The following is a 22,974-nucleotide window of genomic DNA, read 5'->3' as shown; positions in this document are numbered from 1 at the left end:
GGCCCGGATTTACGGGCCTCTTTCACTTCTTTTCGGAAGCGTGCGTTTTGGCGTAATCGGGATTCCAGGCCGGCTTGGCATTGAAGCTGCCACCGAGTGCGAGATAGAGATTGACACGGTTGGCGAGGCGTTGATTGGCGATATTGGTTCGCAAAATACTGGCATCGATCCATTTGCTCTGTGCGAGCAGCACGTCGATGATCGTACCCTCCCCGATATTGTAGGTTTCCACCGTCATATCGTAGGCGATTTTGTACTCCTCCACCGTCGTCGAAAGATAGTCGTACCGCTCTTTGAGCTGCTTCTCCTTCGCCAGAGCGTTTTCCACTTCACGCCAGGCCTGCAAAACGACACTTTTATAGTTGGCGATCGCCGATTTCTGATCGGCCGTCGCTGCTGCGATCAACGCGTCGATACGCCCGGCATCCAGAACCGGCATGAAAAGATTGCTGATCAGTTTGGCGAGTGTATTGTGAACATGGTCGTATCCCGCATCGAAACGGAAAGAGATGCTCGGCAGTTTCAGCAATTCCATCGCTTTTTCATTATGAAATGCCGCGGCGACACGGTGTCGGGCCGCCACCAGATCCGGCCGACGGTTGAGCAGATCGGCCGGGATGCCGGATGCCGGAATCTCAGGCGGCATCTCTGTCAGACCCTGCGGAACAATTGCATTGGCGGGATAACGCCCGACGATCGTCTCCAGACTGCGCGTATCGACCTGCTGCATGATTTCGAAATTCTTGAGCATCTGCTTCGATTCGGCTGCCATTGCCCTGACCATATGGACATCCCGTTTGGTGCCGGAACCGATCTCTTCCCGCTCTTTGGCAACATAGAGTGCCTTCTCCTGGATCTTGACGATCTTGCGCATGAAGTCATGGAGCATCTTGTCACGATTGAGAGAAAACCACACCTTCGCCGTCGTTGCCGCCAGCGACTGCCGTGCCCAGGCAAAATCGGCTGCCACCGATTTCAATACTTCGGCATCGGCGGTGTTCAGTGACGTCAGGCGTCCCCAGATATCAGGTTCCCATGAAACGGATCCCACAAAGTAGCCTTTGTCCCGATTGTTGTAGTCGAAATCGGTGAAATTGCCACGGATGTTCAAATGGGGATAGAGCCCCGATTCGCTGAGTCGCATCAGTGCTGCCGCTTTCTCGACACGTGTGGCAGCGACCGACAGATCGGGATTGTTTTTCTGTGCTTCCTCTACCAGCGAAACCAGTGTGGGATCGTTGAAGCTCTTCAGCCATGCGTTGGAGACATTGCCCTCCGCATGCTCGGCGACAAACGACCGCTCCCCTTTCGGAGTTTCGGTTTTGAGAGAAGCTGTTGCCTCCTGGAAGCTCGCCGCTTCATAGGCACACCCGCCCAATATCGACATAGCCGCGATGGAAAGAAGGCCTTGCGAAATCAATCGTTTCATCTTTCATACCCCTCTTAGTGGAACCGCAGGAAGTGCGACCACGTGATCATGCGAAGCAGAATTCGCCGGACAATCGATATATGGGACCAGTACCCTTCTCTTACCCCGTATACGGCTACTTCGGCATCGACACCCATCGGCAGACCAAGCGATGAAATATTTTTGTCGAGCTCGATAATGGCAGGAATCAATCCCTGCGGGAGCTGACGGTTGAAAGAGACCATATCCTGGGTCGGTCTCAACTCTCCTTCTGCCAGGGCCGGCAGAACCTTGGTCACGCGCCCCTGGAACGTCATGCCCGGATAGGCGGGGAAGACCACTTCCGCCTCGTCTCCCTCATCGATATTGCTCGAAGGTTCGGGCGGGAAACCTGCAATCAGCGTCGCTGTATCGGCATTGACAAAAGTCATCATCGGCTGAATGGGAAATGGCACCGCCATCTGACCCGGCCGGACACGGATATGTGTCACATACCCGTCTGACGGAGCCCTTACAACACAGCTATTCAGATCGAACATGGCATCCGTCAGTTGCGCCTTCAGCGTTGCGACCTCTTTGCGCCACTGTTCGATATCGAACTTCGATCCGCCCGCACGTTTACGGAGTTTGATGACATCCTGGAGTCGTTTTTGCGCAAAAGTCAGCTGCGCCTTGACCTCTTCCACTTTCGCCTGATAGGGTGTCGGATCGATTTTGAAAAGCACATCTCCCTTTTTCAGAGGAACGTTGGGTTTGACAGGCACTTCCGTCACGAGGCCCCGCACATTGGGAAGAATCGGGGTGGTGATATAGAAAATTCTGGCCTTGCGGGAAGCGGGATGGTAGTAGGCCATTCCCATCAGAATATGGCCGATCAGCAAGACACCGCCCAGTACGGCGGTCGTCAGCGACCATTTATTGACGGGAATCTTGAAAATTTTGAAAACTGCCCAACAGAGCGCTGCGTAGGTCAGGAGCATTAAGGTTTCCATTAGACCTCCTTGCTTTCGGCTTTCGCCTCTTTGGCTTCAAGCTCCGACTCGAGCTGAGCCACTTTCTGCTCCAACCGTTCGAGCTTTTTCAACTGCTCCCTGAACTCTTCGGACGGTTCGACGGCGACCTTCTCCACACCCCATCCCTCTTTCGGATTGTAAAGATAGGCCCAGATCCAGAGAAAAGGCCAAATCGTATGCATCATAAAGAGGCTGACCCAGCCGGCGGCATGGATCGCTTCCTGATGAGGATGGTTTCGTTTTTTCGCAATTTCATAAGGGATATCGTGAATAAAGATCACGAGATAGACCAGAAAGATCGCGACCACGACAAAAATACCCAATGCGACAAAATCGAGTATCCGCGGTTCGATATGCATGGTATTCCTTTTAGTTATATATTTCGTGTATTTTGGTTGTTATATTATCAGAAACTGTCATATATACACCTTACACACTCAATGGGATGCATTGAGGATACGATAGAATTTGCATCCATCCTCGTCTCCTCCGTCACAACCTTGTCCGAACAACTCTTTCGCCTTGGCCAAATCCATTTTCACGCCATATCCATTTTGATAAAGAAGTGCCAGTCCCGTACACCCTTTCGCATCACCGGCATCACACGCTTTTTTATATAACTCCACGGCTTTTGAATAATTCTGTCTGACACCCATGCCTTTATCATACATAAAACCAAGATAGTAGCAACCTCGTACATCCCCATTCTCACAAGCTTTCGTATAGTATTTCACCGCCTTTTTGTCATCACGAACATATCCATACCCATGACCATACAGATAACCAAGCCAGGCGCAACCTTCCGCTTTGCCGCCTTCGCATGCTTTTTCGAAAAATTTTCCGGCCACCTCATAATCTTGCGGCACCCCTCGTCCGTCAACATAATGCCTGCCCAATTTGAAGCAGATTCCGGCATTTCCATACTCGCAAGCCTTGTCATAATACACCACTGCGCTACGATAATCCTGCCGTACACCCAAACCATAGTTGTATTTGACGCCAAGATTGAAACAGCTTGCTGCATCCCCATCTTGACATTTTTTTTCATACAGTTTTGAAACCGTCTTATAGTCACTTTGAGGTTTTTCATTCAGTCCAAACATATATTCAAGGCTGTAACATCCCCGATGATCCCCCGAAGCACACGCTTTTTTGAAATATTCACCCGCTTTCTCATAGTGTCCAAGATTAAACATTTCTCTTCCATTTTCGAAAGGGCCGGCGAACAGTAATCCCGCAAACCATACAAGCAACCCGATTTTTTTCATTGTATATCCTTCAACCCGATTAATTTATCAAAATCCGTAATTTATTATAGTTGAAATTGGGTTAGAACTAGCCATTTTTCTCAAAAAAAAATTTTGAAAATGACCTTCTGCACGGAATTGATATCCCATACAATAGGGGTATCCAAAAGGAGGTTTATCATGAAATGCAGTATCATCGAGTGCAAAAATCTTGCCAAAAAGGTTCATACGATGCGACTGAGCGAAATCGAGCGGGAACTGACAAAATGCAATCGCTGTTTTTTCAGTCTCAATCCATCGGATCGGTACAGCAAAAAGAGTCAGGCTTATAAAACACGCAATGAAGTGGGTGCAGCATACGCATTGGCCTATTTCAAAAAGTAGCCTTGTGCTATACAAGAGGAAAAGAGCCGTATCTCAATCGGATTTTTGTAATTTACTGAACATTCATGTGGAGAATATTGGAAGATGGCGCGCCCGGCACGATTCGAACGTGCGACCGCTGGTACCGCAAACCAGTGCTCTATCCAGCTGAGCTACGAGCGCATCTCTTTGTGGACGGGAATTATACAAAAAAAGCGAAAGGTTTTCAAGGGTTTTGCCGAATTTTCATCTTTTTCGCAACAGATGCATGGGACCGAAGAGTCGATGGGCCGTTTCGTTCCGGATGAAGGTGTGGTTATAGGGGTGTTCAAGTGTATGGTGCCGGAAACGGGCGGCTTCGGGAATTTTTCGGATCGTTTTGGCGATCGTGCCGAAAAGTATGAGTTCGGTATCATCATCAAGACGCGACAGCAGTGTCCGTATAAAGGGCTGCCACGACTTCGCATGGCGGGCGGAGGAGATTTTGTCCTCAAACAGCAATGCGGCGTTTAGCAGCAGAACACCGTTCTTTTCGAAATTTTTCCGCAGCTCGTCGATGGAGTCGATAAGCCCGGATCTGTCGAGTGACGCGATCGCATCCTGGGACAGATCCGCGGGATCCAACAAACATTCCGCCAGCAGCGCCATTTTGATGAAATTTCTCAGACTGGTGGCCCGGTTGACCGCTTTGCTCAAACCTTTATCGGAGAATATGGTGTCGACGGCACCGTCGATGAACGCATGACCCGTCGCGGACTCTGCCCTCGGGTAGGGGTCCTGGCCGAAAAGGATATAGCGCAATTTCGATTTCGGAAGCGTTTTGAACGCATTGAATACCCGCTCCCTGTTCGGAACGAAACTTCCCGTCTCTACGAAACGACGGTATTCCGGGTCGAGCGCACGGTATGCCGTGGCAACATCATCCCGCCAACTGTCGTGAACGTCAAGCATGGATTTTCGAAAACTTTAGCACGAGTTCCACTTCACCCTTGCCGAGTCGAAGCTGTTTGGCGATCGTTTCACTGTCCAATCCCTGTGCGTGAAGCTGCAGAATTTTCTGTTCGTCGGGTGCGGAGTGTTCTGCCGCGAAGGCAACCTGACGGACTTTACCATCCAGTTTTTCCACACGCTCCTGCAGTTCCGCATGGATTGCGTCAATCTGCTCCTGCAGATGCTGTACCTGCAGCACAAATGGCTGCAATTTCCTGTTGATCACCTGCTCAGACGTTTCACCGCCCTCGTGACGCTGCTCGAGCTCCATCCGCATCAACTCTTCCCGCAACTCCTTCTTCATGCGGTCAATCTCTTTTGAGAGTTTGAAAATCTCCTGGTTCATTCCATCGATACCGGCTTCCATCATCGCGAGCTTCCGCGATGTCTCACGATCTTTCACCGCGATATAGAGCACGATGATCAACATCACGCCAGCGAGTCCGGCTATCATCAAAATTGTCTCGTTCACGTTTTCCCTTTCATCTCCCGTATCATCACCCGCTCCCTGGCGACGACATACTGGCTCCACTCCTTCTCGTCCCGTTCATGCAGGCGCACGATGTTCGCAAGCTTTCCGTCGACTGCATCGAACCATACACCCATGTCGCGTTTGGGAAAGAGTGGCATCGTGATACGGCCATAATAGCGGCGACCCGGCTCAAGAAGATTCGCCTTGAGCCGGAAATGTTCGAAACCGATCGATTCGATTTCGGCACTGTAGGCGAGTTCGATACGCTCGGGCGATTCGTGCTTGACGATCTGGGTCAGCTGATCGACTTTGCGGTGGAGTTCGATTAGAAGGTGGAGCAGGACCGGATCGGTCTCTTTCGTTTCTCCGCGTGCCTTGGCGATCTTCAGCCACTGGCCGATCGGATCGTCATCGGTTTCACTAAGCCTCTGGAACTCCCGTTCGAATGCCTCGCTCTCTTTATCGGCCAGATCGAATACGATCTCCAACGGTGCCGGTACCAGTCGAATATTTTCCGTCATGCCGCCATCCTGTCAACAATGATCAAAAAGAGATAGAGAAATCCGAGATATCCGTTGACTGTAAAAAATGCCCGGTCGATTTTCGTGAAGTCTCTACCGACGATCCGATGCTCATAGACAAGCATCGCGGCGGCGATGACAACAGCCAGCCATCCGAAAAAGCCAAGCTCTGCCGTAGCCGTGAAAAACATCCAGAACAGCACTGCGACGGCATGGAAAATACGTGCCAGAAACATCGTACAATCGCTTCCGTACCGTGAGGGTATCGAAAAGAGTCCATGCTCCCTATCGAAACGGATATCCTGCAGGGAGTAGAGAAGATCGAAGCCGGCGACCCAGAATGTCACGCCCACTGCCAGCATCACCGACCACATCGGAATCGCACCCTCGACCGCGACGGCCCCGGCAATCGGTGCCAATCCCAGCGAAAGACCGAGCACCAGATGCGCCATTTCCGAAAAGCGCTTGAACCAGGAATATCCCCCGAGGATCACGAGGATCGGAAAGGAGAGCCAGAATGCCAGATCGTTGATGGCATAGGCCGTACCCACAAATATAAGTGCGTTGACGAGAATCAGAATGCGTATCTGAGTCGGGGAAAACCGGCCGTCGACACTTGGACGATTTTGGGTCCGGGGATTAAGGGCATCGATATCGCGGTCGAGATACCGGTTGACGAGCATCGCGAAATTGCGGGCACTGACGGCGGCAAGAATACCGAGAAGAAGAAGCCGCCAGCCAAACCACCCGTCGGCAGAGACGATCATAGCGATGAAAATGAAAGGGAGAGAGAAGACCGAGTGCTGAAACATGATCAGTTCGTTGAAATCCCGGTACCACCTGAGTATCTTCACGGCTCCCCTTTCCGTCCAGGCATCGACGCACCCCAATATCCAATGCAGATATGCATCAGTCGATTTCAATGCCAAATGCCAAATTTTGTCCCGATTTTATCATATAATTGCTTTATGAAAACAGTCGCCCTTCTCGGTCCCACCGCTTCCGGAAAAACCGATCTCGCTATCGATTTGGCTTCACGGTACAATGCAGCCATTCTCTCACTCGATTCGCTCGCCATCTATAGAGAGATCGATATCGCTTCAGCCAAACCGACACCGGAAGAGCGCGGCCATATCCCCCATTTTGGAATTGACGTCATCTATCCCAATGAGCATTTCAGTGTATCGACCTTTATCGGACTTTACCGTGAAGCCCAAGCATATTGCAGTGCACACGGCATGCCTCTGATCATTGTCGGCGGCACCAGTTTCTATCTCAAAATGTTGATGGAGGGGATGTCCGAAATCCCGAATATATCTGCCGAGACAAAAGCCTACGTTGCGAAGATTCTCTCTGACCATTCGAAGGCTTACGAAATGTTGTACCGCATCGACCCTGAATTCTTCAAAACAGTCTCCCGGGGGGACCGATACCGTATCGAAAAAGGTCTGCAGCTCTATTACGAAACGGGGATGGCACCCACACACTACTTTCTGGAGCATCCACCAAAGCCGATTCTTCAGGAGGTCGCACTTTTCGAAATCGGTATTGAACGGACATTACTGCAAAAACGGATCGAAAAGAGGACAATGGCGATGATCGATATGGGCTTGGTCGACGAGGTTGCCATGCTAGAAAAAAAATATGGACGCGAACCGAACCCGATGAAAGCGATCGGTATTGCGGAAGTCCTGGACTATTTCGACGGCAGACTCTCATTCGATGAAATGCGGGACCGGATCATCATTCACACACGCCAGCTTGCAAAACGGCAGACAACGTTCAATACCACCCAGTTTCCGGAACATATCAAATTGGCTGCCGATCGATTGTCGGGTGAGATATCAAAAGTTTTCGAGCGATAACGCTTCCTGGCAGAGTCTTCGCCATGCGCCACCCTTCTCCATCTCCGCACACGCTTTGAAACTCTTTTTCGCCACATCTTTTTTACCGACACTGCGATAGAGAAGTGCGAGCTCGTATCGCCATCTCGCACCCTTGTCACCTTTTAGATTCAGTGCTTTCATTCCTTCAGCGATTTTGATCGCCTCGTCGAACGCTTTCTCCTCTTTGAGACGCTTAATCAATTCAAATTCCGCCCACGGCGAGTAAGGATAGCTCTTTTTGTTCTTCTGCAATGCGACGAGTCTCGTCAGCAACCACTTCTGCTGAAGCTTGTCATGTGCCTTTTTCGCCATATCATACCCCATGCGATAGATCTCTGCCATCCGCATATCACCACCATATCGTTTTGCCATTGACCGGATCTTTTCCATCCCCTTGGCATATTTTCCCAATCCTTGGTAGATCCGAACCTCATCCCAATCGAGTGTCGGGCAGCTCTTCCATGGAGCTTTGGAGAGCGAAAGCAGCTCTTCAACCGCATCCTGTGCCTTCTCGAAGTCGTGCATTCGTACCAATGCATGGACGGCACGGCATACCCATACCGCACGCTCTTCGGCCGATTTGCTTTTTATACGCTTCGTGGCGATATCCAGGGCTTTGCCATATCGGGCATAACTATCGTAGCAGTGAAAAAGAAATGCATCGTGTTCCGGGGGCACATTGACACCGTATGTTTCAACCATCGTGATCGCTTTTTTGCAATCCTTTTTTTCAATGGCAGATTCGAACGCTTTTGTCGCTGCATCTTTAAGCGCTTTTTCTGCCATCTCTTTCGCTTTTGGGTCCGCAATCGTTTCGATATCCTGTGTCAGACTCAGGGCTTCGTCATATCGCTCTTCGGCAACCAGCAGCTTCGCCTTTGCAGCAAGCGCTCTGTCCGCAATCGGCGTCTTTCGGTATTCACGCATCAGCGTATCATACCGTTCCAGAGCCTCGGTTGCATTGACATCACTGCTTACAACAAAAAGTTCGTCGAGATTTTTTCTCGCTTTTTCACTGAAAAAGCCGTATGCGAATTGATCCAGATATTTTTCATACCATGCAACTGCTTTTTTCGTCTCTCCCTTCTCATCGTACCATTCACCAATTTCGAAAAGTATCTCTTCATACATCTCATCGAGTTTTCTCAGCTTCTCCAGCAACGCCTTGTTGATATCAATGGCCATACCGTAACTCTGATGTGCCGCCAGTTGCTGGGCAATTGCATGAGCATCCCCTTTGTCTCTGAGTAGAAACTCTCTGTTCTTTTCCCATATTTTTTTCAAATATTCGACAGCCTTTTTCGTTTTGCCTCTGTCTAGATAGCGTACCGCCAGTTTGTATGCTGCCAGTGAGGCAACATCGAGGTCTTTGGCATTGTAGTAAGCTTCAAGATAGTTTTTTGTCGCATCTTTCACTTTCCCGTTGATATAAAGCTGGTCTCCCAGATAGATGAGGCCCAAATTTGCGTACTTGCTCCCTTTGTGTTCATGAATGAGACGATTGAAAAAGTAGTTGGCATCACTGACAAATCCTGTGGCACTATAGACCCTTGCGAGCAGAAGCAGCACTTCCGGCAGATATTCATCGGAGGCGTACCGTTTGATAAATATTTTGCCGAATTTGATAATTTCATCGGCATTCTCTTTCATATTGTCCTGAACCAGTGCTTTGATTTTATAACGGAGAAAATCACTTGCAAAAATAGAGTGTGGATAGATCTCGAGTGCTTCGCTCGCTATCTCGTACGCCTTTTTGAATTTCTTCGCTTCAAACGCCTCCTTCAATGCGATAAACTTTTCGACATCTCTATTATCTTTCATAAAGACCGGTTCGCCGTTGATATCGACGGCTCCGACAGTTGGAACGGCATAGTTTTTCAGGTCAAGCGGAAAGGAGAGGCCATCCATGTATCGCTTCTCTTTTCCGAGATAGGGAGGATCCCCTTCGTACCCCACGACAACCCAATGGTTCGAAAACTCCTTCGGCTGCATTTGAAGAATCGGTTTTTCATGGATCGGAGGAGGAAGAGGATGGATGATGCTTCGTTTTTTCGGAACGATGCGAACACGGAACACTCCCTCGACCGTTTTGAAATCGAGTTCGAAAAAATCGCTTTTCGTCGGATTGAGTGTTGCCTCCGGCATCTGTTTGAAATCACACTGAAAGAGTGCCGGATCCCCTCTTTCTCCATAGAAAGTTTCGCAATGAAACGGCTTTTCATCCTTCAGATGAAGAAGGGCAAACGGGGAGTCTTTTTCCATTCCCCGTTTTAGATTGATGGATAGTGCATGCAGTGTTGCACTCAGTAGCAAAAGGGAGAGTATGAGCCGAGTGCCGATAAGTAACTCCTGCTCCGTCCGGCATCGGCTTAAAAGCCGCTTGCCTGAACGTATGTGGTGATAATTTCGAGAATCGGATCGACTGCCACGATGGCGAATACCGTCAAAAATGCAGAAAAACCAATAATGGTCTGCAACGGTTTTGACGTGTTCTGGGCATAGATCGTTCCCTCGTTTTGTGTCGGATCTTTCAGGAACATATAGACAATCAGTTTCAGATAATAATAGACCGAAATGGCACTATTGATCGCCATGATGAGTGCCAGAACGATATAGTCGCTGTTGACTGCCGCACTCATGACATACAGTTTTCCCCAAAAGAGAGAAAAGGGCGGCACGCCTGCCAACGATAGCATGAAAAGGGCCATGATGACGGCGCCGACCGGCTTGATCTGAATCATACCCGAAAATTTCTCATACGGGTGGTCGAAACGATCGTGCCAGATTTTGTCTTTGTGGCGGGAAACCCACAGCATCGCGAAGGCTCCCAGGTTCGTAAAGAGGAACATGATCCAGTAGAGGAAAAGGGCACTGTTGGCCTGGGTCGTACCGATCATGATAGCCGCCATGACAAAACCGGCATGGGAGATGGAACTGAAAGCCAGCATCCGTTTGACATCGTGCTGAACGAGTGCCATGATGTTTGCCAGCGTCATCGTGATGACGACAGCCGCATAGAGAATGTCACGGACCCAGACGACATCACTCTGGATCAGGAATCCAAAGATACGCATGGCGACGACGAATCCGGCGATTTTTGGTACGACGGACATGTAACCTGCCAGCGTAGCGCTCGCACCTTCGTAGACATCCGGCGTCCACGTATGGAATGGTACCATCGAGAGTTTGAACCCGAGCGCCGCGATCATGAAGGAGACGCCCACCAGCAGGATCGTCATGTTGGCGAACTCACCCGCTTCGAGGACTTCCGCGATTTTGTAGAGCTCGACGCTTCCGGTAAGGGCGTAGAAGATCATCGCACCCATGACGTAGAATCCGGCCGCCAGAGCACCCATGACGAAATACTTGATCGCCGCTTCGAAGGAGCGTTCGCGGTTATGAAGCGCGATCAGTGTATAGAGTGCCAGACTTGCTGTCTCGAGACCGACGAAGATCAGGATCAGATTGTCGCTGGCTACCATAAATTGGAATCCCGCCACCATGAAAAGGAAGAGGGCGAAAAATTCCGGATAGCTGAATTCGTGGAACCGTCTGGATGTCAGGGCCAGCGGGATGAAAAGCATCGAGGCGGCCAGAATAACGATCTGGGAGAGCACCGCGATACCGTCGATCAGCATCACATCGAAAAAGCCCCTGTCGCCGATTCTCTGTCCGAATACAGCACCCAGATCGACCACGAGAATCAGGATGCTCAACATGACATAGAGGGTCTTGTCGAGATCTTTTTTGATCAGGTCGATGATGAGAATACCCAATCCTCCGGCGATCGCCACGAGCATCGGGGCCAGTGTTCCGAGATTCAGCGATTCCATGCTGACTGAAATTGGCTCTAACATTATTCCGCCTCCCTTTCGATTACCTTCGGCTTGATGACCTCTTTCGCCTCTTTGGTAATCGCTTTTTTATGCATGAATGAAACGAGTGATTCGACACTCGTGTTGATCGGTTCGAGAACCGGCTTGGGGTAGACACCGAGCCATACCGTCACCAGAACCAACGTCCAGAGCGCCATACTCTCTTTGCCGTTGAGATCTTTCAGATTTTTGTTCTCCTCTTTCGTCACTTCGCCGAAGAAGGACTTTTTGTAGAGACTCAGCATATAGACGGCACCCAGAATGATACTGGTACCCGCAAGAATCGTCATCGTATGGGAGACCTGATAGAAGCCGGCGAGGCTCAGGAACTCACCCACGAAGCTCATTGTCAGCGGCAGACCCACCGAGGCCATGACCATGATCCCCATAATCGTGCCATAACGCGGCATGACATGCGCCAGACCTCCGAACTCGCTCATCAGCTTCGTATGGCGACGATCATAGATGACACCGACGAGCATAAAGAGCGCACCCGAAACGATCCCGTGGCTCAGCATGAAAAAGACAGAACCGGCGATCCCCTCGGGATTCATCGCGAAAGTTCCCAGAACGATGACACCCATATGCGAGATGGAGCTGTATGCGATGACCTGTTTCATATCTTCCTGGGCATATGCGACCATCGCGGTATAGATAATCATAATGAGCGACAGTATTGCCACCGGATAGATCATATAGACCGACGCATCCGGAAACATCGGAAGCGGCAGGCGCACAAGGCCGTATGTACCCATCTTCAGCAAGACTGCGGCCAGTATGACAGAACCGATCGTGGGTGCCTGCCCATGGGCGTACGGAAGCCATGTATGGAACGGGAACATCGGAACCTTGATCGCAAGACCGATAAAGAAGGCGACAAAGAGCCAGATCTGATAGTTCTCAGGCAGAATCAGGCGGTGCCACTCTGTGATGGAGAAGCTCCAGACACCTGTTGCCTGATAATAGAGGTATGCCATGACAAGCATACCGACAAGCATGATAAGCGATCCGGCGAAGGTATAGAGAAAGAATTTAATCGCTGCATAAATACGCAGGTTTCCACCCCACGCACCAATGATATAGAGCATCGGCACCAGAGAGAGTTCCCAGAAAACGTAGAAAACGATTGCATCGAGCGCAACGAATACACCCACCATCGTCATTTCGAGGAAAAGCAGCGAAATGATCATGTTTTTGAGATCTTTCTCGACATTGAGTGCGATCAGACCAATGAGCGTTATGAATGTCGAAAGAACAACGATAAAGAGTGATATACCGTCGACACCCAGGTAATAGTTGATACCGAAGCTCGGAATCAGCGGAAGAACTTCCACGAACTGGAATCCGGGATAGCTTCCGTCGAAGCTGAGCCAGAGCCAGAGAGAGAGCAGGAATTCGATCGCAGCCACCGATAGCCCATACGCCCGGATCGACTCTTTCGAGACGACAAATCCAAGCAGTCCGGCGATTGCCGGAAAGAAAACCAAGACTGATAAAATGTGATCCATACCTACTCCTTAACGCACGGGACTGTAAAAGATGGCTGCAAGCAACAGAATGAGCAGACCCACTCCCATCCAACGCAGCATGTTGGAAAGGTTACCGCTCTGAACGACACGGGAAACCATACCCGATTTGTAGATGGTTGTCGCAATAAAGTCGACTGTTGCATCCACAACTTTGAGATCCAAATCTTTCCAGAAGATTTTTGACAATTCACCATACGGTTTGCAGATGTATTCGTCGTAAATTTTCGGAATATAATATTGATTGAATAGAAGTTGGTAAACAAATGTCTCTTCCCACTTCTTGCTGAAACCGCCTTTGCTGTATTTGTACACGGCAAACCCTATGCCACCCAACGCAATCGCCTGCGTGACGACAATCAATGTCCAGAATGTCAACGCGGAGATGTGATGCTCTTCAATCGGAAGGATATGCTCAATCATATGAACAAAATTGTGTTCAAAGAATCCTGCAATCACGGCAAGAACAGCCAGCGGTGCAAGTGCCCACAGCATGAATCTGTATGCTTCATGAGGATGGAATCCAAAGATTTTATAGCGCTCTTCACCAAAGAAGACCAGCATAACCAGGCGGAAGCTATAGAATGCCGTCAATCCGGCGGTAATCCAAAGAACCGTCCAGAGAATATAATGATCACTGGCAAATGCCGCTTCCAGAATCTTATCTTTCGAGAAGAATCCGGCCAGAGGATAGATGCCCGCAAGGGCGACGGACGCGATGGTCATCAGCACCATCGTCCACTGCATCTTCTTCGCCAGACCGCCCATCTTGAAAATGTCGAGCTCATCATCCATCGCATGCATGACGTTACCGGCACCGAGAAAGAGGAGCGCTTTGAAGAATGCATGGGTCATCAGGTGGAAAAGCGCCACCCAATACGCGCCTACGCCGGCCGCAACGAACATATATCCCAGCTGCGAAAGGGTTGAGTAGGCGATGATACGTTTCAGGTCTCGGTTGACCAGCGCCATCGACGCGGCGAACATCGCGACGAACGCACCGAGACTCGCGACAAAGAGGCTCACTTCGGGAACGGCACTGTAAAGCGGATTCGCACGAATGACTAGATAGACACCTGCTGTAACCATCGTCGCCGCGTGGATCAGTGCCGAGACCGGTGTCGGACCCTCCATCGCATCAGCAAGCCATGTATGCAGAGGAAACTGTGCCGATTTACCCATCGCACCGATAAAGAGAAATGCGGTGACCATCATCAGCAATCCATGCTCCTTGTCGGCTACCTGCTCGAAAACGACATCGTATTGAAGGCTCCCGAAATTCCAGTAAACCAGGAAAATTCCGATCAACATGCCAAGATCCGCAATACGGTTCATGATAAACGCTTCGTTCGCTGCCCAGGATGCACTCTCTTTGTGATACCAGAATCCGATCAATGCCCATGAACAGAGACCGACCCCTTCCCATCCGATAAAGAGTCCGGCGAAGTTGTCGCTCATTACGAGCACCATCATTGAAAAGACGAATGCGGACAACCAGGCGAAGAAGCGGTTGAATGATTTATCGTGGTCCATATATCCTATCGAGTAGACATGCACGACGGTAGAAACTGTTGTGACAACGAACATCATCGTTGCAGTCACCTGATCGACCACAAAACCAAACGGAATGACGAGTCCGCCGGCATGAATCCAATCCATCAGTTTGACATGCACCTCTTCACCGTGTGCGACATGCAGCAACAGGACAACAGAACTGATCCATGATACGAGCAGCAGTGTCGATGTTGCAATACCAGTGACAAGATTTTTCGGCTTGTCAGCAAAAAGCGCTGCAAAAAGCGATCCGACAAGCGGAGCGAACAGTGCTGTATAGAGATATGTTTCCATGTGCTTCCTTTACCCGTGCATCGACTGCATAGTATCAATATCAAGCGTTCCGCGCCGCTTGTACCAGACAATCATCAGGCCGAGCCCGACTGCCACCTCACTCGCCGCCACGGCAACGATAAAAAATGCGAACATTTGCCCCGTCAGATCGCCATAAAACTTGGAAATGGCTGCAAAACCGATGTTAACAGCATTGAGCAGAATTTCCGTCGAAAAGAGTAAAAGAAGAAGATTTTTTCTCCGATAGACACCGACCAACCCGATACCGAACAGTATGGCAGAAAGGATCAAATAGTGACTGAGTGTAATCATTGGACACCCTTTTCTTGGAATTCATCATCGATTTTAAGCGTAAGACTCTCATCCATCTTCTTGCCAGCCAGGATAATCCCCGCGATCATCGCGACCAGCAGCATAACCGCAGCCACTTCGAACGGTACAAGATATTTGGTGAATAGAACGATACCCACTGCCTGCGGATTTTCGACTCCCTCCACCATCGGATAGAGCGCTTCGATATGATCACCGACGATCGGCGCTACGAATGCGATCACCAGCAGCAGTGCCGTCATGCCGCTGAGCAGGAAAACCAGTTTCGGAGCACGGATATTCTCTTTGACTTCACGTGTTGTATCGAAAAACATCATACCGAAGGCATAAAGCGCCATCACCGCACCCGTATAGACAATGATCTGTACGACTCCGAGGAAATCGGCATCAAGGAGAAAGAAAAAACCGGAAATCATGATCATTCCGGCCGCCAATGCGCTCATGGAATAGAGCGCATTTTTGCTCGTAACGGTGATCCAAAACATCACGATCGTCACGGCGCTGAAGAAGTAAAATGCCATAGCTTCAAACATCATCCAATCCTTAATACGCCAACGGCGTTTTCTTGATACGCTCATCCGCGTTCGGGCTGACGGCACCGAATCCGTCGAACTCTTCCTGTTTACCCTCTTTGAGGAAATCGAGCGGTGTCAGGATATCGTCGCGCAATACGAAATGCGCACGCTGCTCGCTGGCGTTTTCGTATCGTTGTCCATGGACGATCGCCAGCTCCGGGCACACTTCCGCACAGTAGCCGCAGAAGATACAGCGTCCGAGGTTGATTGTATACTCGGTCACCTCTTTGCGCTGATTTTCATCGTATCGTGTATCCATTCGAATGCAGTTGGCGATACAGATCTTTTCACAGAGGCCACACCCGATACATCGTTCGTTGCCACTCTCCAAAAGACGATAGAGCTTGTGGACCGCACGGTAGCGTGGAGAGATCGGAAGCTTCTCCATCGGATACTTGACGGTATGGATATTGAACCGTACCATTTCACGGAAGACGACCCACAATCCGACAAAAAGTTCTCCTTTAAAGGTGCGTTTGACAACTTGCTTGAACTTCTCAATCGGTTCGACCGGTGGGTTGTCCACCGGAATATAGGTGTAATTTTGCATGACGTTTCTATCTTTGAACTGTTCCAGACTCATACTCTCCCCCTTTACATCATCATGACGATGCCGGTTACGACAACGTTAATAACTGCGATCGGCATCAGAACCTTCCAGCAGAGCCACATCAACTGATCCGGTCGTATATGCGGCCATGCGGCACGCGTCCACAGGAAAAAGAAGAAAAGGAACGACACCTTCAGAACGATCGCCAGACCGCCCGGAATGAATCCCCAGTCGTTGAAGCCCCCAAGGAAAATCAGACTCGCCAGGAATCCCAACGTGATCATGTTGGCATACTCGCCAATGAAGAACATGCCCCATCGCATGCCCGAATATTCGGTTGCATATCCGGAGACGATCTCCGCTTCATGCTCGAGCAGGTCGAATGGCGTACGGTTCGTTTCGGCAAAGCCGGCAATCAGGAAAAGGATAAAGGCGACCGGCTGGCTCCATACAATCCAATCCGTAAATCCGCCCGACTGATAGTTGTTGATATCGATCAGGGAGAGCGAGCCGACCAGCATCAACGGTGCAAGGATGCTCAATCCCGTGACGACTTCGTAGCTGAGAAGCTGAATCGCTGTACGCGCGGCGCCAAGCATGCCCCATTTGTTCGAACTCGCCATACCGGCCAGCAGCGGTGCGAAAAGGCCGCTCGCCATGACACCGAGAACGAACAGAACCCCGACATTGATATCCGCGATAATCGGATGAATGGTGATGCCGAAAATTTCGAACTCCGGCAGCAGCGGTACGGCAGCCAGCGCGATGAATGCCGTCGCAGCCCCGATGATCGGCGCGATTTTAAAAATCGGTTTGACGGAATTCTGCGGGACGATATCCTCTTTTGTAAAGAGTTTGATACCGTCAGCCGCGACCTGGAGAACACCATACGGTCCGACATGCATCGGTCCGAGACGTCGCTGCATGAATGCCAGCACTTTCCGTTCGAGATAGGTTCCGAATCCGGCTAGTGCCGAAATGACACCCAGCACTACAAGTATTTTGATCACCGTGGCGATAATAAATCCAGTTAATGTCATGGCTTACACCTTTTCTATCGTTACGTTTTGATATCGATTGTCTGCAAACAATTTGTCGGCTTCGATGCTCGGATCGAAATCCGGTACCATTACGATCTCGCCACCGACAAATTTATCGGATGCCACAGCCAGTTCGACACTGCCTGCCGGCAGGGTCACACGTACTTTGTCGCCCTCTTCGACGCCAAGGCTCTCCAGTCGTTCCGGGGATACGATCAGCTTCGCCTCCTGCGCAAGCTGGTGGCTCTTTTTCGTCATCGCATTGAACTGCAGGACAGGATTGCATCGGTAGGCGATCTCTCCATCCATCCCCGCTTTTTCATCGAACTGTTCCGCAATCGGTTTGTTTTTACGGACCTTTTTGACACTCAGATGATAGCCGCGTATCTCTTCCCCGCTGTTGCTATAGCGGCAGGGAAGGTCGTCGAACTCGAGCGCCTGATACCCTCTCTCTTTCGGCAATGCAGCCGTATAGTCGATGGTCAGTGACGCCTCGACACCCAACGCCGATGCGATATCGTTGAGAATGTAGCCTTCATATGGCAGAGCCACATAGGTCGGTACAACACGTTTGTCGACATTCGTGAATGTTCCCTCCTGCTGGTTGAGTGCAGGCATATCGAGATCGCCTTCTCCTGTCGCACTCAGTACGAAATCCCCTTCGGCGTTGTAACCGATGGCATACTCGCCTCCCTCTTCATCGAGATCACAGATGAGGGCGACACCGAGTGTATTGACCTTTTTCGGAAGCATGACGATGCTGAATGCGGTATAAAGATCGATCAGTCCCGCCAGTTTCGCAAGGTTTTCAGCTCTCGGATGGTTGTAGAGGTCTTCTCCGAGAATCATCGAAAAGCTCTCTTTTTTCGCAAGCATCTTTTCGAGTTTTTCACTGAAATCTTCCGGAGCACCGAGAATATCGAGCAGCCTGTTCGTCTCCACTTCGATCTCTTTGGTGACCTTTTTCGGCACCATTTTGGTGACCTCTTCCGTCACCTCTTTCTCCTCGCCCGTCTCTTCGTCTTTGACAGTCTTGGTAATGGTTTCGGTCACTTTCTCTTTGATCGTCTCTTCGACCCTCTTTTTTCCTTTGCCGTGGAACGATGCGAGATAGTCGACAATCTCTTTGGGCATGGCCTCTTTGTCGCCGAAGAGATCGAGAATCAGATACATCGCCGCCTCTTCGAGGCCGGGTTTGTGCTGGATACTCACGACATTCTTTCCAAAACTCTCGACGATCGGGTCTTTGACCGGATGGAAATAGATGCCGGCACCCTTGTTCATTTTGACTGCATTGTTGAATGCAAACCGGGCACGTGGATTGTCCGACTTGAGCTGCGACCCGATACTGACGACGAAATCGCTGTGATGGAGAGCATCCAGATCTCCGCTCCAAAGAGCTGTCCCCGCGATCTTGGAGTAGGCCTGGACGAAGTTTCCGAAGCGTTTGGCATCGGCATTGACCAGCTTGTAACCATACTTCTCTTTCAGGCGCTGGAGTATCAGCGCCTCTTCGTTCGTGATGGCGGAGTCGAAACGGATCGTATCGGCCTTTCTAAACGCCTCGACCGCTTTGCCGAACGCTTTGTCGTCTTTTCCCTCCACACGGTTTTCGAAGTCGAAGCCAAAGCGTCCTGCTCCGCAGAGCGAAACATAGTTCCATTCATTCGTGACACGGTAGATTCTGGGTTCTGGATTGTCGATATTGGTATGCTTCGTTTCGTAGTACATATGGCATCCGGCACTGCAGTGAGCACAGGCTGCCGGAATTTTTGTCAACTCCCATGCATTGCTCGTATACTGGAAGTCGCTGCTTACCAGTGCACCGACCGGGCAGACGGCGATACACTCGCCGCAGTCTGTACAGTCGAGGGTCTCCCCTGCCGTTGGACCGATCAGGGATTTGTTGAGTTTGTTCCACATCGCATAGGCATCTTTGGGCATCTCGTTTTTGAGCTCTTTGTCGAGCGGTTCCCCGCCACGCGGAACCGTTTTGAGTGCCGCATCGCCTATCATATCCTTGCAGACGGTCACACAGCGTTCACAGACGATGCAGAGGCCCGGGTCATAGTGCATCAATCCCCAGTCATGGGAAGGTCGTGGAACATCTTTGATCGCAAAGTGCTGGGCGTCGACACCCATTTCCAATGTGTAGTTCTGCAGTTCGCACTCGCCGGACTGATCGCAGACACCGCACTGCAACGGGTGGTTGACATCGTAGACTTCCATGATCGCACGACGCTCTTCGGCGATGTTTTCCGTCAGCGTCGTAATCTCCATGCCATCCTTGGCCTTGGCGTTACAGGCATAGACCTGTTTCCCATCGGCCTCCACCAGACAGATGCGGCAGGCCAGTGTCGGACTGCAGCGTGTCAGGTAGCAGATGGCGGGAATGAATATATCGTTGGCGCGTGCAATGTTGAGGATATATTCACCCTCTTTCGCCTTGCACTCTTTTCCGTCTATTTTGATTGTAATATCACTCATTGGCTTGTCCCACTACTTCAATTTTGCTTTGGCTGTATCGATAGTCCGAAGATAGCAAATCTTCACTTAATCCCAAGTCAAAGGTCGGATTGAGCGCGATCGTCCCTTTCAGCTCTGGGTCGATTTTAAACACTCTCTCCATTTCGGTGCCGTTCACACTCAGCCGTACACGCACACCGTCTGTCAGTTTGGCCGCTATGGCAAACTGCTGCGATCCGTAGAGTGTCGGCTCCTCTTTGCCCAATTGCGACGTACGATAGGTCTGCGGACCGAACTGCAGGACGGGATCGCACCGGTAGAGAATCGCACCGTTGAATTCCGGAAGTTCCGCCACCTCTTCGACTGATGAATCGACTGGATGTTTCAGGCGTTTGAGCGTATATCCGCGTACCTCGCCATCCCGGTTGCTGAAATAGTAGGGAATGTCATCGAAACGGATTTTTTCGAACCCTTTCTCTTCGGGCAGCTGTTCGGTATAGTCGATCGTATAGACCGCTTTCACCCCGAGTTCGGACGCAAGATCGTTCAGAACGTATCCACCGTACGGCAATGCCACATTCGTCGGAACGATACGCTTGTCGAGTGTCGTGAAGGTGCCCTCCTGCTGGTTCAGAGCCGGCATGTCGAGATCTCCGTCCCCGAAACTGCTCAGAACGAAATCACCCGGTGCGTTGTATCCGACCGTATAGTCGCCGCACGTGCTGTCGAGATCGCAGATCAATGCAACACCGAGCGAGTTGGTCTTCGGGGCGACCGGCAGGACGCTGATGCCGCCAAATCGTTCGAAGAGTGCGGTAAGTCGGGCAATCTGTGCTGCTCTGGGATGGTTGATGCAGTCTTCTCCAACAACCAGGGCGATCCGCTTGCAGCGTGTAAGCGATTTCCTGATCGCTTCGAGCTCCTCTTCGCCGACGTTGCTCTCCGCACTCAGATACCCCTCATCCAGATCGCTGAGGAAATTTTCGATCTTCTTGACATCCACTTTGCCATCGAGCAGTGCCTTCGCCAAGAGCGCCACGACCCCCTCTTCGGTACCCACTTCATACTTCACGAACTGTGTCACGACATTCTGCATCGCTTTGTCTTCCATCGGATGCATGTAGATGATACGGGCATTCTGCCGTTTGGAGGCCATCGTGATGTGATAGCGCACCGCAGGATTGTCGGTCAGGATGCGCGACCCCATGACAATGATTCCGTCGGCATCGGCAAGAGCCGAGAGCGATCCGCCAAAGAGCGTTTTTCCGCTCATCGTGGCGTAACTTTCGAGGAACTGCCGATAGTTGTAGGCATCCTGGTTGACCAGGCGATAGCCGTACTTCTCTTTGAGTCGCTGCAGTATCAATGCCTCTTCGTTGGTGATGCGGCTCGTAAATCGAATCGTATCGGCTTTCCTGAACGCTTCGATCGCTTTGCCGAACGCCGCTTCATCTTTTCCATCGACACGGTTTTCAAAATCGTATCCGAACCGTCCGGCACCACAAAGTGTGGCAAATTCGAATTCGTTGGTCACACGATAGATTTTCTGCTCGCCCGCCTCACATGCGCCGGCATATTTGCGTTCGTAGCTGAGGGCACAGCCTGCACTGCAGTGGGCACAGCTTGCCGGAATCTTCTCGAGTTCCCATGCATTGGCTCTGTACTGGAAGTCGGTGCTGATCATCGCCCCGACCGGACAGACGGCGATACACTCACCGCAATTCGTACACTCGAGCTCTTCGGTTCCCTTGGGCTGAATACGGGAGTTGTAGCCTCCGTAGAAGATCTCGATCGCATCGTCACCGATCACTTCGTTACAGACATGCACACACTTCTCACAGAGAATACAGAGTGATTCGTCGTAGCCGATGAATTCCCATTTGCGCAGATCTCTTTTGTGGTCACGCGCTGAAAACTCCTGTTCCGCAACGCCGAATTCGAGGGTTTTGTTCTGCAGGTCGCAGGCTCCGCTCTTGTCGCACACGCCGCACTCGAGAGGGTGGTTGACATCGTAGAGCTTCATGATGTTTTGGCGGTGACTGAAAAGTTCGGCGGAATTGGTACGAACCTCCATTCCATCCAGTGCCGGGGCCTGGCAGCTCAGAATAAATCCGTCCGCACCTTCCACTTCGACGACGCAGAGGCGGCACGAGGCGATCGGCTTCACTTTCGTAAGATAGCACATCGTCGGAATATAGAGGCCCGCACGACGTGCCGCCTGAAGAATCGTTTCACCTTTTTGGGCTTCGATTTTCTGTCCGTCAATTGTCAATGTAATCATGGACACATCCTTATACCGCCGTCATTGCGATGTAGTAACACCGCATACAGCGTTCCGCCTCGGCAATCGCCTCTTCCTGGGTAAATCCCAGGTTGACCTCTCTGTTGTTGTCACGCCGCTCTTCAACCGACAGCTTCTCACTCACCTGACGCGGAAGTCCGGGAAGCCAACCTGTCACTTTCTCTTTTTTATCGTAGACGCGAAGCTTGCGAAGATGGTCTTCCATGATCTCTTCATCGGTCAGTGTAATCTCGCCACTGTGAACATATCGCGAGATCACCGATGCGGCACGCTTGGCCTGACCGACGGCATTGACAATCGTCATCGGCCCATATTCGCAGTCACCCGCGGCAAAGAATCCTTTGCGGGATGTCATGTAGTCCCGTCCATTGGTTTTGAGCGTACCCCAACTCGTCAACTCCAATTCCCACTCTTCCGGAAGGAGGCCCAGGTCGGCCGCCTGAGAGACTGCCGGTATCAAATAATCGCATTCGATTTCAAAATCGGCACCCTCGATCTTGACCAGCTGTGGGCGTCCGCCGCCCGGATCGGGAACGAGTTCAAACCGGTTGACCTTGAGAGC

The 22,974-nt window shown here is 50.9% G+C and carries 20 protein-coding genes, 1 tRNA gene and 1 pseudogene; 2 read left to right on the top strand and 20 right to left on the bottom strand.

Annotated elements, in window-relative coordinates:
* Window positions 1–22: 22 nt before the first annotated feature.
* From Q1K24_RS02310 to Q1K24_RS02295, 4 genes are all read right to left on the bottom strand, one after another.
* Window positions 23–1,429, bottom strand: coding sequence for a TolC family protein (locus Q1K24_RS02310; protein WP_300365347.1), 1,407 nt, complete (start codon window positions 1,427–1,429; stop codon window positions 23–25).
* Between the two features lie 14 nt (window positions 1,430–1,443).
* The gene (locus Q1K24_RS02305; protein ID WP_300365345.1) at window positions 1,444–2,400 is read right to left on the bottom strand and encodes a biotin/lipoyl-binding protein; all 957 of its coding nucleotides are present in this window, start codon (window positions 2,398–2,400) and stop codon (window positions 1,444–1,446) included.
* Entirely contained in the window at window positions 2,400–2,780 is a 381-nt protein-coding gene (locus Q1K24_RS02300; protein WP_300365342.1) for a DUF3302 domain-containing protein, read from the bottom strand. The genes Q1K24_RS02305 and Q1K24_RS02300 overlap by 1 nt, the downstream gene beginning before the upstream one ends.
* A 78-nt stretch (window positions 2,781–2,858) precedes the next feature.
* Window positions 2,859–3,689, bottom strand: coding sequence for a tetratricopeptide repeat protein (locus Q1K24_RS02295; protein ID WP_300365339.1), 831 nt, complete (start codon window positions 3,687–3,689; stop codon window positions 2,859–2,861).
* Between the two features lie 159 nt (window positions 3,690–3,848).
* On the opposite strand from Q1K24_RS02295, the gene Q1K24_RS02290 reads away from it, so the two are divergent.
* Entirely contained in the window at window positions 3,849–4,052 is a 204-nt protein-coding gene (locus Q1K24_RS02290) for a hypothetical protein (protein ID WP_300365336.1), read from the top strand.
* Window positions 4,053–4,137: 85 nt separating this feature from the next.
* Here the strand turns inward: Q1K24_RS02290 and Q1K24_RS02285 are convergent.
* From Q1K24_RS02285 to mqnP, 5 genes are all read right to left on the bottom strand, one after another.
* Window positions 4,138–4,214, bottom strand: a tRNA-Arg gene (locus Q1K24_RS02285).
* 63 nt (window positions 4,215–4,277) lie between these two features.
* Window positions 4,278–4,982: a uracil-DNA glycosylase gene (locus Q1K24_RS02280; RefSeq protein ID WP_300365333.1), complete on the bottom strand. Its 705-nt coding sequence runs from the start codon at window positions 4,980–4,982 to the stop codon at window positions 4,278–4,280.
* A complete protein-coding gene (locus Q1K24_RS02275; RefSeq protein ID WP_300365330.1) occupies window positions 4,975–5,493 on the bottom strand; it encodes a hypothetical protein in 519 nt (172 codons plus the stop codon). Before Q1K24_RS02275 ends, Q1K24_RS02280 begins: the two co-directional genes overlap by 8 nt.
* The gene (locus Q1K24_RS02270) at window positions 5,490–6,014 is read right to left on the bottom strand and encodes a hypothetical protein (protein WP_300365327.1); all 525 of its coding nucleotides are present in this window, start codon (window positions 6,012–6,014) and stop codon (window positions 5,490–5,492) included. The genes Q1K24_RS02275 and Q1K24_RS02270 overlap by 4 nt, the downstream gene beginning before the upstream one ends.
* Window positions 6,011–6,862, bottom strand: coding sequence for a menaquinone biosynthesis prenyltransferase MqnP (gene mqnP, locus Q1K24_RS02265; protein WP_300365354.1), 852 nt, complete (start codon window positions 6,860–6,862; stop codon window positions 6,011–6,013). The genes Q1K24_RS02270 and mqnP overlap by 4 nt, the downstream gene beginning before the upstream one ends.
* Before the next feature lie 120 nt (window positions 6,863–6,982).
* On the opposite strand from mqnP, the gene miaA reads away from it, so the two are divergent.
* Complete coding sequence (gene miaA / locus Q1K24_RS02260; RefSeq protein ID WP_300365324.1) at window positions 6,983–7,879, top strand: tRNA (adenosine(37)-N6)-dimethylallyltransferase MiaA; 897 nt, start codon at window positions 6,983–6,985, stop codon at window positions 7,877–7,879.
* Here the strand turns inward: miaA and Q1K24_RS02255 are convergent.
* From Q1K24_RS02255 to Q1K24_RS02205, 11 genes and pseudogenes are all read right to left on the bottom strand, one after another.
* Entirely contained in the window at window positions 7,859–10,162 is a 2,304-nt protein-coding gene (locus Q1K24_RS02255; protein WP_300365321.1) for a tetratricopeptide repeat protein, read from the bottom strand. The genes miaA and Q1K24_RS02255 overlap by 21 nt on opposite strands.
* 107 nt (window positions 10,163–10,269) lie before the next feature.
* Window positions 10,270–11,757, bottom strand: a complete 1,488-nt coding sequence (nuoN, locus tag Q1K24_RS02250) for an NADH-quinone oxidoreductase subunit NuoN (RefSeq protein WP_300365318.1) — start codon at window positions 11,755–11,757, stop codon at window positions 10,270–10,272.
* Window positions 11,757–13,283 (bottom strand): NADH-quinone oxidoreductase subunit M, encoded by a 1,527-nt coding sequence (locus tag Q1K24_RS02245; RefSeq protein WP_300365315.1) that lies wholly within the window; start codon window positions 13,281–13,283, stop codon window positions 11,757–11,759. The genes nuoN and Q1K24_RS02245 overlap by 1 nt, the downstream gene beginning before the upstream one ends.
* A 9-nt stretch (window positions 13,284–13,292) precedes the next feature.
* Window positions 13,293–15,149: an NADH-quinone oxidoreductase subunit L gene (nuoL, locus tag Q1K24_RS02240; RefSeq protein ID WP_300365312.1), complete on the bottom strand. Its 1,857-nt coding sequence runs from the start codon at window positions 15,147–15,149 to the stop codon at window positions 13,293–13,295.
* A 9-nt stretch (window positions 15,150–15,158) separates the two neighbouring features.
* On the bottom strand, window positions 15,159–15,461 hold the full coding sequence (gene nuoK, locus Q1K24_RS02235) for an NADH-quinone oxidoreductase subunit NuoK (RefSeq protein WP_300365309.1): 303 nt from the start codon (window positions 15,459–15,461) through the stop codon (window positions 15,159–15,161).
* Window positions 15,458–16,012, bottom strand: coding sequence for an NADH-quinone oxidoreductase subunit J (locus Q1K24_RS02230; RefSeq protein ID WP_300365307.1), 555 nt, complete (start codon window positions 16,010–16,012; stop codon window positions 15,458–15,460). Before Q1K24_RS02230 ends, nuoK begins: the two co-directional genes overlap by 4 nt.
* Before the next feature lie 10 nt (window positions 16,013–16,022).
* Entirely contained in the window at window positions 16,023–16,637 is a 615-nt protein-coding gene (nuoI, locus tag Q1K24_RS02225; protein ID WP_300365304.1) for an NADH-quinone oxidoreductase subunit NuoI, read from the bottom strand.
* Between the two features lie 11 nt (window positions 16,638–16,648).
* On the bottom strand, window positions 16,649–17,644 hold the full coding sequence (gene nuoH, locus Q1K24_RS02220; protein ID WP_300365301.1) for an NADH-quinone oxidoreductase subunit NuoH: 996 nt from the start codon (window positions 17,642–17,644) through the stop codon (window positions 16,649–16,651).
* Between the two features lie 3 nt (window positions 17,645–17,647).
* Entirely contained in the window at window positions 17,648–20,131 is a 2,484-nt protein-coding gene (locus Q1K24_RS02215) for an NADH-quinone oxidoreductase subunit G (RefSeq protein ID WP_300365298.1), read from the bottom strand.
* Window positions 20,124–22,391 carry a 2Fe-2S iron-sulfur cluster-binding protein gene (locus tag Q1K24_RS02210; RefSeq protein ID WP_300365295.1) on the bottom strand — a complete coding sequence of 756 codons (2,268 nt, stop codon included), beginning with the start codon at window positions 22,389–22,391 and terminating at the stop codon, window positions 20,124–20,126. Before Q1K24_RS02210 ends, Q1K24_RS02215 begins: the two co-directional genes overlap by 8 nt.
* Before the next feature lie 10 nt (window positions 22,392–22,401).
* Window positions 22,402–22,974 (bottom strand): annotated as a pseudogene (locus Q1K24_RS02205) (FAD-dependent oxidoreductase); the annotation flags it as partial.

This window comes from Hydrogenimonas sp., assembly GCF_029932565.1.
GTDB lineage: Bacteria > Campylobacterota > Campylobacteria > Campylobacterales > Hydrogenimonadaceae > Hydrogenimonas.
The sequence above is the reverse complement of the archived record's forward strand: the minus strand, read 5'-3'. Positions and strand labels throughout refer to the sequence as shown.